The sequence below is a fragment of the Pantoea sp. NSTU24 genome, assembly GCF_050157905.1.
Lineage (GTDB): Bacteria > Pseudomonadota > Gammaproteobacteria > Enterobacterales > Enterobacteriaceae > Pantoea.
This window is the reverse complement of sequence record NZ_JBKIWZ010000001.1, coordinates 207875-222518: the sequence shown is the minus strand read 5'-3', so window position 1 is coordinate 222518 and position 14644 is coordinate 207875. Positions and strand designations below refer to the sequence as shown.

Here is a 14644-nt window from a genome sequence, read left to right as displayed (position 1 = left end):
GTGATGATGAATCTTAACAGTATTCCTGCGTTGCAGGACAACTACATCTGGACACTGACTGACGATCAAGATAAGTGCCTGATTGTAGACCCTGGCGAAGCCCAGCCGGTGTTAGAAAAACTGGCTTCTAATGGCTGGCAGCCCGTGGCGATCCTGCTCACCCACCACCACAACGATCATACGGGTGGGGTCAAAACCCTGCGCGAGCATTTTCCTCAGCTGGAGGTCTATGGTCCTCAGGAGACGGCGGAGAAAGGAACCACAACGGTGGTCAGCGAAGGTGATAAGGTCAACGTGCTGGGCCTGACCTTTGACGTCATCCACACACCCGGACACACTTTAGGACATATCTCATATTACAGTGCACCTTATCTTTTCTGTGGCGACACGCTCTTTTCCGGCGGCTGTGGACGCCTTTTTGAGGGCACCGCAGAGCAGATGTATTATTCATTTCAAAAGCTTAATAAGCTTCCGGAAGAAACCTTAGTCTGTTGTGCGCATGAATATACTTTATCCAACCTGAAGTTTGCTGCGGCTATTCTGCCCCATGACCCGCAAATAACAGCCGAATATCAGAAAATTAAGGACTTACGTGCTGAAAATGGCATTAGTCTGCCAACAAAACTGGCGCACGAACGGATAATAAATTTATTTCTTCGCACGCAAGATGCTGATTTACAAAGGGCATTAAACGTTAACGTAGCTGATGAACCTGTATGGCAGACATTTGCCGTTTTACGCGAGAAGAAAGACGCTTTTTGATTTTTCGGGTTGTGTTGTGAAAAGTCGTCACGTATAGTTGCTCGTCTTTTAAGCGAACTATTGACACACACATGAAGGCTAAAGCGATCTTACTCGCCTCAGTCTTGCTGGTAGGATGTCAGGCGTCCAGGAACGATGCCAATATCCCCGAACAGCATGCACAGAGTCTGTCTTCAGCTGGTCAAGGTGAAAATGGAAAGTACGGAGACAAGTTTTTGTCGCCGCGATGGCAGGAAGATGGAACTGGCCTCGCAGCAGACGCCGATCTCTGGAGTTTCATTAGTGACGAGTTGAAGATGGGGATTCCGGAAAACCCGGCAATCCGCGAACAAAAAAGTAAATTTTTAAAAAATAAGAGCTATCTCCACGATGTAACATTACGGGCAGAGCCGTACATGTACTGGATAGTCGAGCAGATACAGAAACGTAAAATGCCGATGGAACTGGTACTGCTACCCATAGTGGAGAGCGCTTTTGACCCTCGGGCAACCTCATCTGCCAATGCCGCAGGCATCTGGCAAATCGTTGCTGCAACGGGTCGGAACTATGGTCTGAAACAGAATCAGTATTACGATGGGCGACGTGATGTGGTGGCATCCACAAAAGTTGCGCTGGATATGATGCAACGTCTCAATTCCATGTTTGACGGTGACTGGTTGTTAACCATTGCCGCGTACAACAGTGGTGAGGGACGGGTACTCAAAGCGATCAAACAGAACAAGGCGCGCGGTAAGCCGACTGACTTCTGGCATCTGTCGCTGCCACGCGAAACAACTGTGTATGTTCCCAAAATGTTAGCGCTGAGTGAACTGCTGAAAAATAACAAGCGTTACGGCATCAAACTGCCGACACCTAATGAAAGCCGTGCGCTGGCACGTGTGGAAGTGGGTCAGCAGATACAGCTGACGCAGGCTGCCGAAATGGCAGGTATGTCGCTCACAAAACTGAAGAGCTTCAATACCGGCTACAAAGGCGGCGCTACTGCACCAAACGGTCCGCACTACATTATGGTTCCGAAGTCGAACGTTGCAAAACTGCGCAACTCACTGGCCTCCGGTGACATCGCTGCGGTACAGCCGACCCAGCTGGCAAAAGCCAGTGCAGGCGGCGGATACAAAGTGCGACGAGGTGATACGCTTTCGGGCATTGCCTCAAAACTGGGCGTGAGTGTTTCCGCACTGAAGCAGGATAACAACCTGCGCGGGGCTGATATCCGACCGGGTCAGATGCTGACCATCGGTTCGAACGGCACCCGACTGGCTGATAACGGCAACAGCATCACCTACCGTGTTCGTAAGGGTGATTCTCTTGACAGTATTGCCCGTCATCACGGCGTCAATATCAAAGACGTGATGCGCTGGAACAGTGTGCTGGATAGTGCGAAAGATATTCAACCTGGCGATAACTTAACGCTGTTTGTGAATAATAACGCAACTCCGGATACCTGATACGTTGAAAAGGCTGACATCTGTCAGCTTTTTTCTTTTTTCCGCAGCCCTCTCCGGGCTTCCCCTTCCCCTTTTTTCCAGGCGAGCGGCCTTTGCGGGCTAGCGTATTGAGCTGAACTCCACCAGTAAAGGGTTATGATCAGAAGCGCGCGTCACCAGTACTGAAGCTTCGCTGACGTTGAGATCGCGATAAAACACGAAGTCCAGCGGGCGGCCAAAGGCTTTACGCCGGTGATCGGCCGTAAACATCACCTCTTCCAGCTTCATTCGCTGGGCAAAACGGTAGAGGGCATTGATACGCTGGCGGCTCCAGGCATTGAAATCTCCGGCCATAATGACCGGCCCCTGGTGATGCATAATCTGTTCGCCAATAGGCCCCAGTTGCTTACTGTAGACGTCGACACCCAGACTGAAGTTTACCGCATGTATATTAACCACCATCAGCATTTCACCGGCCGGTAGCGGATAGGCCGTTACCAGAGCCGACTTAGAGAGCCTCAGTAGCGGCTCACGCTCGCGTAACGGACAACAGTAGACCGGATGGGCTGAGGCCAGCGTCATCACCCCAGAGGGATGCTGAGGCAGCACAAAGGCGGGTACCTGATCGGCGGCCAGATAATTGGTGGTCGCAAACTGTACCAGTTCAGGCGTAGTCTGGGCTTCCTGCAGTAGTACCAGGTGAGCATCTTTACCGAATCCCTCCAGAACCGACATCCAGTCTGCTCGCTGCTGCTTGAAAATATTCCAGACAAGGACTTTGAGAGTGGGATGCGCAGGCAATGGCGCGCCAGGAGGCAGTGCCTGCCCGAGATGAAGCATCGCGCCAGGTGGAAAGATCTGTTCCACTGGTTGTCCTGCTACATATCGCATTGCATACGTTTTTTTGCGCACTTTCCCGCCTGGCTGATGATTCAGATTACAGTTAACACCTGTCTGTTATAGGGATTTTAGACCGGGGTTTCAATGGATGCAGGTGAATGTCAGAATTCATCACCCTTTTCCAGCATAAAACCGCTTCATTATGTTTGTTAAGCAAATCGGGTCAGATCGCGGCAAGCCCTGCTGGCTCATCCCTGCAAACATCTATACTGGTCAGGATTGCATTATCGGTCATCAATGGGTATGCAGGTCACGTCATAACAGGGAGGAAGGATGAAGGCATCTTCTGACGAACTACAGGTGTTTGTCAGTGTAGTCGAAAGCGGGAGTTTCAGTCGGGCGGCGGAGCAGTTGCAGATGGCTAACTCAGCCGTCAGCAGAACCATTAAAAAGCTGGAAAACAAGCTGGGTATTGCCCTGCTGACCCGCACGACACGGCAGCTGGCGCTGACGCAGGAGGGCGAGCGCTATTTCCGTCACGTTCAGCATTTTTTGCAGGAGATGACGACGGCAGAGAATGATTTGATCGAAAGTCTGCAAGAGCCGAAAGGGTTATTGCGCGTGGATGCTGCGACACCGGTCATTCTCCATCTGCTGATGCCGATGATCAAACCCTTCCGACTGCGCTATCCCGGCATCACCCTTTCGCTGATCTCCTCAGAGAGTTTTATCAATCTGATTGAGCGGAAAGTGGATGTCGCGATCCGTGCCGGTAATCTGACGGATTCTACCCTGCGCGCCCGGCTGCTGTTTAACAGTTTTCGCAGGATTGTGGCTTCGCCCGCTTATCTGCGTGAGCATGGCATACCGCAGCAGGTGGCGGATCTGGATAACCACCCCTGCCTGGGCTTCGATGACTCACCACGTCTGAATCGCTGGCCGGTCAGCCGTGAGAATGGCGAACTTTACGATATAAACTGGGCTATCTCTTCAAACAGTGGAGAGACGATTAAGCAGCTCTGCCTGACCGGCAATGGTCTTGCCTGCCTGTCGGACTATATGATCGATCGTGAAGTTGCAGAGGGGAAACTGGTGGAGGTGCTAGCCGATCAGCGTCTGCCGGTTGAGATGCCGTTCAATGCGGTTTATTACAGTGATACAGGCGTAAGCCAGCGTGTGCGAGCTTTCATCGACTTTGTCAGTGAGTGGACGGCAGCGCAGCCGTGGCGCAGCTGAAATCGGTGATTTTCATGCTGTCTGCTGGCAGACAGTCCTGAACAGATGAACGGGTCGCTCCGGCTTTGAACCTATGGCGATCCGGTCGCTGACTATGTGAGTCGGAGCAGGATCCTGCAGACGGCGCTGTCTGGCATAATGCGATCCAATGGAAAAAGCCCTGACCGTTAAGTCAGGGCTTTCCAATTAAGTGGCGGAACGGACGGGGCTCGAACCCGCGACCCCCTGCGTGACAGGCAGGTATTCTAACCAACTGAACTACCGCTCCACCGGTTCTTTCACAGCCATCAGCGCCTCGCTGATACCTGTCTGTTCCTTCTTTTTTTCCCTGTCAGAGGAAAAAGGAACGTATCTTATGCCTGGCAGTTCCCTACTCTCGCATGGGGAGGCCCCACACTACCATCGGCGCTACGGCGTTTCACTTCTGAGTTCGGCATGGGGTCAGGTGGGACCACCGCGCTAAAGCCGCCAGGCAGATTCTGTTTTCCGCGCCGCCCTGGGGCCGCGCAGACTTATCCGGTTCAGGCTGAAAATCGTCTCTCAAAAACGCCTCTGGCGTTGTAAGGTTAAGCCTCACGGGTCATTAGTACCGGTTAGCTCAACGCATCGCTGCGCTTACACACCCGGCCTATCAACGTCGTCGTCTTCAACGTCCCTTCAGGACCCTTAAAGGGTCAGGGAGAACTCATCTCGGGGCAAGTTTCGTGCTTAGATGCTTTCAGCACTTATCTTTTCCGCACTTAGCTACCGGGCAGTGCCATTGGCATGACAACCCGAACACCAGCGGTGCGTTCACTCCGGTCCTCTCGTACTAGGAGCAACCCCCCTCAATTCTCCAGCGCCCACGGCAGATAGGGACCGAACTGTCTCACGACGTTCTAAACCCAGCTCGCGTACCACTTTAAACGGCGAACAGCCGTACCCTTGGGACCTACTTCAGCCCCAGGATGTGATGAGCCGACATCGAGGTGCCAAACACCGCCGTCGATATGAACTCTTGGGCGGTATCAGCCTGTTATCCCCGGAGTACCTTTTATCCGTTGAGCGATGGCCCTTCCATTCAGAACCACCGGATCACTATGACCTGCTTTCGCACCTGCTCGAGCCGTCACTCTCGCAGTCAAGCCAGCTTATGCCATTGCACTAACCTCACGATGTCCGACCGTGATTAGCTGACCTTCGTGCTCCTCCGTTACTCTTTGGGAGGAGACCGCCCCAGTCAAACTACCCACCAGACACTGTCCGCACCCCGGATCACGGGGCCACGTTAGAACATCAAACATTAAAGGGTGGTATTTCAAGGATGGCTCCACGCAGACTGGCGTCCGCGCTTCAAAGCCTCCCACCTATCCTACACATCAAGGCTCAATGTTCAGTGTCAAGCTGTAGTAAAGGTTCACGGGGTCTTTCCGTCTTGCCGCGGGTACACTGCATCTTCACAGCGAGTTCAATTTCACTGAGTCTCGGGTGGAGACAGCCTGGCCATCATTACGCCATTCGTGCAGGTCGGAACTTACCCGACAAGGAATTTCGCTACCTTAGGACCGTTATAGTTACGGCCGCCGTTTACCGGGGCTTCGATCAGGAGCTTCTCCTTACGGATAACCCCATCAATTAACCTTCCGGCACCGGGCAGGCGTCACACCGTATACGTCCACTTTCGTGTTTGCACAGTGCTGTGTTTTTAATAAACAGTTGCAGCCAGCTGGTATCTTCGACTGGCTTCAGCTCCGGGAGCAAGTCCCTTCACCTACGCGCCAGCGTGCCTTCTCCCGAAGTTACGGCACCATTTTGCCTAGTTCCTTCACCCGAGTTCTCTCAAGCGCCTTGGTATTCTCTACCTGACCACCTGTGTCGGTTTGGGGTACGATTCTGTGTTACCTGATGCTTAGAGGCTTTTCCTGGAAGCAGGGCATTTATCACTTCAGCACCGTAGTGCCTCGTCGTCACGCCTCAGTGTAAAGTGAACCGGATTTGCCTGGAACACACACCTACACGCTTAAACCGGGACAACCGTCGCCCGGCTGATATAGCCTTCTCCGTCCCCCCTTCGCAGTAACACCGAGTACAGGAATATTAACCTGTTTCCCATCGACTACGCCTTTCGGCCTCGCCTTAGGGGTCGACTCACCCTGCTCCGATTAACGTTGAACAGGAACCCTTGGTCTTCCGGCGAGCGGGCTTTTCACCCGCTTTATCGTTACTTATGTCAGCATTCGCACTTCTGATACCTCCAGCATGCCTCACAGCACACCTTCGACGGCTTACAGAACGCTCCCCTACCCAACAGTATCGCTACTGCTGCCGCAGCTTCGGTGCATGGTTTAGCCCCGTTACATCTTCCGCGCAGGCCGACTCGACCAGTGAGCTATTACGCTTTCTTTAAATGATGGCTGCTTCTAAGCCAACATCCTGGCTGTCTGTGCCTTCCCACATCGTTTCCCACTTAACCATGACTTTGGGACCTTAGCTGGCGGTCTGGGTTGTTTCCCTCTTCACGACGGACGTTAGCACCCGCCGTGTGTCTCCCGTGATAACATTCTCCGGTATTCGCAGTTTGCATCGGGTTGGTAAGCCGGGATGGCCCCCTAGCCGAAACAGTGCTCTACCCCCGGAGATGAGTTCACGAGGCGCTACCTAAATAGCTTTCGGGGAGAACCAGCTATCTCCCGGTTTGATTGGCCTTTCACCCCCAGCCACAGGTCATCCGCTAATTTTTCAACATTAGTCGGTTCGGTCCTCCAGTTAGTGTTACCCAACCTTCAACCTGCCCATGGCTAGATCACCGGGTTTCGGGTCTATACCCTGCAACTTAACGCCCAGTTAAGACTCGGTTTCCCTGCGGCTCCCCTATACGGTTAACCTTGCTACAGAATATAAGTCGCTGACCCATTATACAAAAGGTACGCAGTCACCCCATAAAAGAGGCTCCCACTGCTTGTACGTACACGGTTTCAGGTTCTGTTTCACTCCCCTCGCCGGGGTTCTTTTCGCCTTTCCCTCACGGTACTGGTTCACTATCGGTCAGTCAGGAGTATTTAGCCTTGGAGGATGGTCCCCCCATATTCAGACAGGATACCACGTGTCCCGCCTTACTCATCGAGCTCACAGCGTGTGTGCTTTTGTGTACGGGAGTATCACCCTGTACCCTGCGACTTTCCAGACGCTTCCACTAACACACAGGCTGATTCAGGCTCTGGGCTGCTCCCCGTTCGCTCGCCGCTACTGGGGGAATCTCGGTTGATTTCTTTTCCTCGGGGTACTTAGATGTTTCAGTTCCCCCGGTTCGCCTTGCAGCACTATGTATTCATGCTGCAATGATGCACAGAGTGCACCGGGTTTCCCCATTCGGACATCGACGGCTGTAGCGGTTCATATCACCTTACCGTCGCTTTACGCAGATTAGCACGTCCTTCATCGCCTCTGACTGCCTGGGCATCCACCGTGTACGCTTAGTCACTTAACCTCACAACCCACAGGCGTTTTCACGCTGCGGACTGCAGGGATTTGAGAGACTCGTACGCATCGCCTTTTTCATTCTTATTACGGAGAATGAAAGCGACGCGTCGTTTCAATTTTCAGCTTGTTCCGGATTGTTAAAGAGCAAATATCTCAGACGCGTCTCCCTGCTCGCGCAGCGGAAACGGTTTTGAGATACTGTGGAGACACCTTTCACCTGTCACCAAGCAGGTGGCGTCCCCTAGGGGATTCGAACCCCTGTTGCCGCCGTGAAAGGGCGGAGTCCTAACCGCTAGACGAAGGGGACACGATAGTGTCACGACTTCGCAGCCGTCCTGCTCATTACTTTTTATCAGACAATCTGTGTGAGCACTGCGCGGGACCGTATCTTAAGGTAAGGAGGTGATCCAACCGCAGGTTCCCCTACGGTTACCTTGTTACGACTTCACCCCAGTCATGAATCACAAAGTGGTAAGCGCCCTCCCGGAGGTTAAGCTACCTACTTCTTTTGCAACCCACTCCCATGGTGTGACGGGCGGTGTGTACAAGGCCCGGGAACGTATTCACCGTGGCATTCTGATCCACGATTACTAGCGATTCCGACTTCACGGAGTCGAGTTGCAGACTCCGATCCGGACTACGACGCACTTTGTGAGGTCCGCTTGCTCTCGCGAGGTCGCTTCTCTTTGTATGCGCCATTGTAGCACGTGTGTAGCCCTACTCGTAAGGGCCATGATGACTTGACGTCATCCCCACCTTCCTCCGGTTTATCACCGGCAGTCTCCTTTGAGTTCCCGACCGAATCGCTGGCAACAAAGGATAAGGGTTGCGCTCGTTGCGGGACTTAACCCAACATTTCACAACACGAGCTGACGACAGCCATGCAGCACCTGTCTCAGCGTTCCCGAAGGCACCAATCCATCTCTGGAAAGTTCGCTGGATGTCAAGAGTAGGTAAGGTTCTTCGCGTTGCATCGAATTAAACCACATGCTCCACCGCTTGTGCGGGCCCCCGTCAATTCATTTGAGTTTTAACCTTGCGGCCGTACTCCCCAGGCGGTCGACTTAACGCGTTAGCTCCGGAAGCCACGCCTCAAGGGCACAGCCTCCAAGTCGACATCGTTTACGGCGTGGACTACCAGGGTATCTAATCCTGTTTGCTCCCCACGCTTTCGCACCTGAGCGTCAGTCTTCGTCCAGGGGGCCGCCTTCGCCACCGGTATTCCTCCAGATCTCTACGCATTTCACCGCTACACCTGGAATTCTACCCCCCTCTACGAGACTCAAGCCTGCCAGTTTCAAATGCAGTTCCCAGGTTAAGCCCGGGGATTTCACATCTGACTTAACAGACCGCCTGCGTGCGCTTTACGCCCAGTAATTCCGATTAACGCTTGCACCCTCCGTATTACCGCGGCTGCTGGCACGGAGTTAGCCGGTGCTTCTTCTGCGGGTAACGTCAATCGGCGCGGTTATTAACCGCACCGCCTTCCTCCCCGCTGAAAGTACTTTACAACCCGAAGGCCTTCTTCATACACGCGGCATGGCTGCATCAGGCTTGCGCCCATTGTGCAATATTCCCCACTGCTGCCTCCCGTAGGAGTCTGGACCGTGTCTCAGTTCCAGTGTGGCTGGTCATCCTCTCAGACCAGCTAGGGATCGTCGCCTAGGTGGGCCATTACCCCGCCTACTAGCTAATCCCATCTGGGTTCATCCGATAGTGAGAGGCCCGAAGGTCCCCCTCTTTGGTCTTGCGACGTTATGCGGTATTAGCCACCGTTTCCAGTGGTTATCCCCCTCTATCGGGCAGATCCCCAGACATTACTCACCCGTCCGCCACTCGTCACCCAAGGAGCAAGCTCCTCTGTGCTACCGTCCGACTTGCATGTGTTAGGCCTGCCGCCAGCGTTCAATCTGAGCCATGATCAAACTCTTCAATTTAAAGTTTGATTTGCTGAAACCAGTCCAGCGATGCTCATCTGTAAAACGTCATAATGAATGTCATTATGTGTTCACTCGTGAGACTTGATATTTTTTTGCGTCCGGAGACGCTGATATCAATCCTGCGAGTGCCCACACAGATTGTCTGATAAATTGTTAAAGAGCAGCGCGAACAGTGCGTTAGCGCCCTGTCGCGAGGTGGCGTATATTACGCTTTCCTCCTTCAGAGTCAACCTCTTTTTCAGAAGTTTTTCTCCGGCGGGTCAGCTTCCTGAACCTCTCAGCACGCTTCCCGTTGCCGGTGTGCCGTGTTGATGGAGGCGCATTATAGGGAACGGTTCAGATAGCGCAAGTGCAAAGTGAGACTTTTTTTCTGTTCGTCTGAAATTTGCACAAAAACGCCGTTTTAGCCCCTTTTAATGCGTCCCGGCAGCTCTGCCAGACTGTTTAATACCCAGTCCGCTGCCGCTTCCCCTTCGGCGGTCACGGGTTTCCCGCTGCGCACCAGGACTTTTGTCCCCACACCGGCGGCCTGCCCTGCCAGCATATCTTCCAGCTTGTCGCCAACCATATAAGAAGCAGCCATATCGATGTTCAACTCTTCCTGTGCCATCAGCAGCATGCCCGGCTGAGGTTTACGGCAGTCACAGGACTGACGGAACTCTTCTACTGTTGCATCAGGATGATGAGGACAAAAGTAGATGCCGTCGAGATCCACATCGCGATCGGCCAGCGACCAGTCCATCCATTCGGTCAGCTGCATAAAGGTATCTTCGGTAAACATACCGCGGGCGATGCCAGACTGATTGGTAACCACCACCAGCGCAAAGCCCATGGCTTTCAGCTGTTGCAACGCTTCGATCGTGCCTTCTATAAACTGAAAGTTGTCGATCTCATGGACATAGCCATTGTCGACATTAAGGGTGCCATCACGATCAAGAAAAATAGCGGGGACTTTATTCGCCACGTAGAAACTCCTGCTGTAGATATTGCCGATCAGTATCGCATGATTGCGATAAAAGGGAGAATGCCAGATTGTATCACTTCGATTGATTTAGACGTCTGGATGCCTTAACATCCATCCAGCTTTATCCTGGATAAAAGCGACGAGGTTTCCCACACCACGGACCACGCAACACGATAATAAACACCACAATGATTAAATTAGAAAATATCACCAAGGTCTTCCAGCAGGGCACGCGAACGATAGCGGCGTTAAATGACGTCAGCCTGCATGTACCTGCCGGACAAATTTATGGCGTCATCGGAGCTTCCGGTGCCGGTAAAAGTACGCTGATTCGTTGCGTCAATCTGCTGGAGCGCCCGACCTCGGGCCGCGTACTGGTTGACGGTACCGATCTGACGGCACTGAATGAGCGTCAGCTCACTCAGGCGCGTCGTCAGATTGGCATGATCTTCCAGCACTTCAACCTGATGAACTCCCGTACCGTTGCGGGTAACGTGTCTCTGCCTCTGGAACTCGGCAATCTCTCCCGTGCACAGATCAACGCCCGCGTCGCTGAGTTACTGGAACTGGTGGGATTGTCAGATAAGCATGATGCCTGGCCCGCTAACCTGTCGGGCGGACAGAAGCAGCGTGTCGCCATTGCCCGTGCACTGGCAAGCAACCCTAAAGTGCTGTTGTGTGATGAAGCCACCAGCGCACTGGACCCGGCGACCACCCGCTCAATCCTGGAGTTGCTGAAAGACATCAACCGTCGCCTGGGGCTGACCATTCTGTTGATCACCCATGAGATGGATGTGGTGAAACGCATCTGCGATCAGGTTGCGGTTATCAGCCAGGGTGAGCTGATTGAGAAAGATAGCGTCAGCGAGGTCTTCTCTCATCCTAAAACACCACTGGCGCAGCAGTTTATTCAGTCCACGCTGCATCTGGATATCCCGGACGATTATCAGCAGCGTTTGTCGGCCACTGCCGCTGACGGTACCGTGCCGTTGCTGCGACTGGAGTTCACCGGTAAATCGGTTGATGCGCCCCTGCTTTCCGAAGCGGCGCGTCGTTACAACGTCAATAACAATATTATCAGTGCTCAGATGGATTATGCCGGTGGCGTGAAGTTCGGCATCATGCTGGCCGAAATGCACGGTACAGCAAACGATATCAGCGTGGCCATCGCCTGGCTGCAGGAAAATCATGTGAAAGTAGAGGTGTTAGGTTATGTCTGAGGCGATGATCTGGTTGCTGGGACGGGGCGTGTGGGAAACGCTGATGATGACCTTCGTCTCAGGCTTTTTCGGTTTTGTACTGGGCCTGCCGGTCGGCGTTCTGCTCTATGTTACGCGCCCCGGACAGATTCTGCAGAATCAGGGACTTTACCGCGTGCTCTCCGCGCTGGTGAATATCTTCCGCTCCATTCCTTTCATTATCTTACTGGTCTGGATGATCCCCTTTACGCGCGTCATTGTGGGCACCTCAATCGGACTGCAGGCGGCCATCGTGCCATTAACCGTCGGTGCCGCGCCCTTTATCGCGCGTATGGTGGAGAATTCCCTGCTGGAACTGCCTACCGGCCTGATTGAAGCGTCCCGCGCCATGGGTGCCACGCCGATTCAAATCATCCGTAAAGTCCTGCTGCCCGAAGCGATGCCGGGCCTGGTGAATGCGGCGACCATTACCCTGATTACCCTCGTAGGTTACTCAGCCATGGGCGGCGCAGTCGGTGCCGGTGGTCTGGGTCAGATTGGTTACCAGTATGGTTATATCGGATACAACGCAACTGTGATGAATACAGTATTGGTGTTGTTAGTGATTTTGGTGTATCTCATTCAATTCTGTGGCGACCGCATTGTGCGTGCTGTGTCCCATAAGTAAGCCAGCAATATCACATTATTAAGGAAAGGATATGTCTTTCAGATTCAAGAAAATTGCCGCTGTGGGTGCACTGATTGGCGCGATTGCGCTGGCAGGATGCGATCAAAAAGAGAAAGATCCTAACCATATCAAAGTCGGCGTGATTGTCGGCGCTGAGCAGCAGGTTGCTGAAGCCGCGCAGAAAGTTGCCAAAGATAAGTATGGTCTGGACGTTGAACTGGTGACCTTCAACGACTATGTCCTGCCAAATGAAGCGCTGAGTAAAGGCGACATTGATGTCAACGCCTTCCAGCATAAACCTTATCTGGATCAGCAGATCAAGGATCGTGGTTACAAACTGGTGTCCGTGGGTAACTCCTTCGTTTACCCCATTGCAGGCTACTCGAAGAAGATCAAATCTCTGGACGAGCTGCAGGATGGCGCACAGATCGCGATTCCCAACGATCCGACCAACCTGGGACGCACCCTGCTGCTGCTGCAGAAAGTGGGTCTGATCAAACTGAAAGAGGGCACAGGCCTGCTGCCGACCGTGCTCGACATCACCGAGAATCCAAAGCATCTGAAAATTGTTGAACTGGAAGCGCCTCAGCTGCCACGCTCACTGGATGATCAGCAAATCGCGCTGGCGGTGATCAACACCACTTACGCCAGCCAGATCGGCCTGACGCCTGCCAAAGATGGTATCTTCGTCGAAGATAAAGATTCACCTTACGTGAACCTGATTGTGGCGCGCGAAGATAACAAAGATGCGGAAAACGTGAAGAAATTTGTTCAGGCTTATCAGTCTGACGAAGTCAACGAAGCCGCTAACAAAGTCTTCAACGGCGGCGCCGTGAAAGGCTGGTAATTCAGCGATTCATCTCCCTGAGGGCGGCACTGTGCCGCCCTTTCTGTTACTGGCGCCCCCTGCCCGACTTGTTATTTACTCTTGTCCTTGTTTCAATAACGCCACTTTTTGAAACCTGAGGATGTTGCCATGCGTTTTTTACCGCTCTGCTTGTTAGCATTGATGCTGACAGGGTGCGTTCATGAGTATCACCCGATAAGCAGCGCACCGTCCCGGACACAGCAGTCCAGTGAACCGGCCCACAAACCTGCGGCACGTCCGGCCCCGGTTAAGCTCTATACCGACGCCGCCGATCTGGTCAGCAAACCCTTCCGCGATCTCGGTGAAGTCTCCGCTGAAGATTGCCAGCTCAGCAACCAGAACTCGCCAGCCAATATCGCCACCGCCCGTAAACGCCTGCAGATCAAAGCATCACAGATGAAAGCGAATGCCGTGCTGCTCCATAAATGTGAAATCGTGACCGGCACGCCAGGCTGCTATCGCCAGGCGGTATGTCAGGGGTCTGCACTTAAAGTCAGCAATCAATGAGTGAATTTGCCTTCGCGCAGATCGGGGTGATCCGTTCCCCCTGGAAGGAGAAGTTTGCCGTTCCGCGTCAGCCCGGTCTGGTGCAGGATGGCGTCGGCGAACTCCACCTGCAGGCGCCCTACAATCAGCCGGAGGCGGTGCGTGGACTGGAAGATTTCAGCCATCTCTGGCTGCTGTTTGTCTTCCACCAGACCATGGCGGGAGGCTGGCGCCCGACCGTTCGCCCTCCGCGGCTGGGCGGCAATGCGCGTATGGGAGTCTTTGCCACCCGTTCAACGTTCCGTCCCAACCCTATCGGCATGTCGCTGGTCGAGCTGAGGGGCATCAGAACGGAAAAACAGCAGGTGATCCTGCAGCTGGGCAGTCTGGATCTGGTCGATGGCACGCCGGTGGTCGATATCAAGCCCTACCTGCCCTTTGCCGAAGCCGTGCCCGATGCCCGTGCAGGTTTTGCCCCGGGCGCCCCGGCGGCGGATATGCCGGTTCGCTTTTCCGCACTGGCGCAGCAGCAGCTTCAGCAGCAGTCGCGCTATCCCCATCTGGCCCGTTTTATCCGTGAGGTGCTGGCCCAGGATCCCCGTCCCGCTTATCGCAAGGGCGAAACCCTGGATCGGGAATATGCGGCCTGGCTGATGGATTTTAATGTCCGCTGGCGTGTTGACGACATCGGTACAGAAGTGATCGCTATCGACCCGCGTTAAAACCCGCTTTTGAGCCGGTGATCTCACTGGTACACTAGCCGCCAGCAAAATTCTGTCTGTGACTTTCCGATTAA

At 53.6% G+C, this 14644-nt stretch carries 10 protein-coding genes, 2 tRNA genes and 3 rRNA genes; 8 read left to right on the top strand and 7 right to left on the bottom strand.

Features of this window, described 5'->3' with window-relative positions:
• Positions 1-6: 6 nt before the first annotated feature.
• Both gloB and mltD read left to right on the top strand, forming a co-directional pair.
• Entirely contained in the window at positions 7-762 is a 756-nt protein-coding gene (gloB, locus tag ACLHDD_RS00960; protein WP_427102564.1) for a hydroxyacylglutathione hydrolase, read from the top strand.
• 71 nt (positions 763-833) lie between these two features.
• Entirely contained in the window at positions 834-2210 is a 1377-nt protein-coding gene (gene mltD, locus ACLHDD_RS00955; RefSeq protein ID WP_427102563.1) for a murein transglycosylase D, read from the top strand.
• 99 nt (positions 2211-2309) lie between these two features.
• Here the strand turns inward: mltD and ACLHDD_RS00950 are convergent, their stop codons facing one another.
• Positions 2310-3101, bottom strand: a complete 792-nt coding sequence (locus ACLHDD_RS00950; protein ID WP_427102562.1) for an endonuclease/exonuclease/phosphatase family protein — start codon at positions 3099-3101, stop codon at positions 2310-2312.
• A gap of 261 nt (positions 3102-3362) precedes the next feature.
• Here ACLHDD_RS00950 and yafC point away from each other — a divergent pair, with 261 nt between their 5' ends.
• Entirely contained in the window at positions 3363-4265 is a 903-nt protein-coding gene (yafC, locus tag ACLHDD_RS00945) for a DNA-binding transcriptional regulator YafC (RefSeq protein WP_427102561.1), read from the top strand.
• 191 nt (positions 4266-4456) lie between these two features.
• On the opposite strand, the gene ACLHDD_RS00940 is transcribed toward yafC, so the two are convergent.
• The 6 genes from ACLHDD_RS00940 to gmhB form a co-directional block, all read right to left on the bottom strand.
• Positions 4457-4533, bottom strand: a tRNA-Asp gene (locus ACLHDD_RS00940).
• Between the two features lie 89 nt (positions 4534-4622).
• Positions 4623-4738 (bottom strand): 5S ribosomal RNA (gene rrf, locus ACLHDD_RS00935).
• An 89-nt stretch (positions 4739-4827) separates the two neighbouring features.
• A 23S ribosomal RNA gene (locus ACLHDD_RS00930) occupies positions 4828-7731 on the bottom strand.
• A gap of 225 nt (positions 7732-7956) precedes the next feature.
• Positions 7957-8031, bottom strand: a tRNA-Glu gene (locus tag ACLHDD_RS00925).
• Positions 8032-8119: 88 nt separating this feature from the next.
• Positions 8120-9661: ribosomal RNA gene (locus ACLHDD_RS00920) — 16S ribosomal RNA — on the bottom strand.
• The 16S, 23S and 5S rRNA genes sit together here with 2 tRNA genes alongside, the layout of an rRNA operon.
• Before the next feature lie 406 nt (positions 9662-10067).
• A complete protein-coding gene (gene gmhB, locus ACLHDD_RS00915; protein WP_427102560.1) occupies positions 10068-10628 on the bottom strand; it encodes a D-glycero-beta-D-manno-heptose 1,7-bisphosphate 7-phosphatase in 561 nt (186 codons plus the stop codon).
• 188 nt (positions 10629-10816) lie between these two features.
• Between gmhB and metN the strand changes: the two genes are divergently transcribed.
• The 5 genes from metN to tsaA all read left to right on the top strand — a co-directional run bounded on the left by metN (position 10817) and on the right by tsaA (position 14570).
• Complete coding sequence (gene metN, locus ACLHDD_RS00910) at positions 10817-11848, top strand: methionine ABC transporter ATP-binding protein MetN (protein WP_427102559.1); 1032 nt, start codon at positions 10817-10819, stop codon at positions 11846-11848.
• On the top strand, positions 11841-12494 hold the full coding sequence (locus ACLHDD_RS00905; RefSeq protein ID WP_427102558.1) for a methionine ABC transporter permease MetI: 654 nt from the start codon (positions 11841-11843) through the stop codon (positions 12492-12494). The genes metN and ACLHDD_RS00905 overlap by 8 nt, the downstream gene beginning before the upstream one ends.
• 31 nt (positions 12495-12525) lie before the next feature.
• Positions 12526-13341 (top strand): MetQ/NlpA family lipoprotein, encoded by an 816-nt coding sequence (locus ACLHDD_RS00900; RefSeq protein WP_313653187.1) that lies wholly within the window; start codon positions 12526-12528, stop codon positions 13339-13341.
• A 129-nt stretch (positions 13342-13470) separates the two neighbouring features.
• Positions 13471-13869 carry an Rcs stress response system protein RcsF gene (gene rcsF / locus ACLHDD_RS00895; protein WP_427102557.1) on the top strand — a complete coding sequence of 133 codons (399 nt, stop codon included), beginning with the start codon at positions 13471-13473 and terminating at the stop codon, positions 13867-13869.
• The gene (tsaA, locus tag ACLHDD_RS00890; RefSeq protein WP_427102556.1) at positions 13866-14570 is read left to right on the top strand and encodes a tRNA (N6-threonylcarbamoyladenosine(37)-N6)-methyltransferase TrmO; all 705 of its coding nucleotides are present in this window, start codon (positions 13866-13868) and stop codon (positions 14568-14570) included. Before rcsF ends, tsaA begins: the two co-directional genes overlap by 4 nt.
• Positions 14571-14644 lie beyond the last annotated feature (74 nt).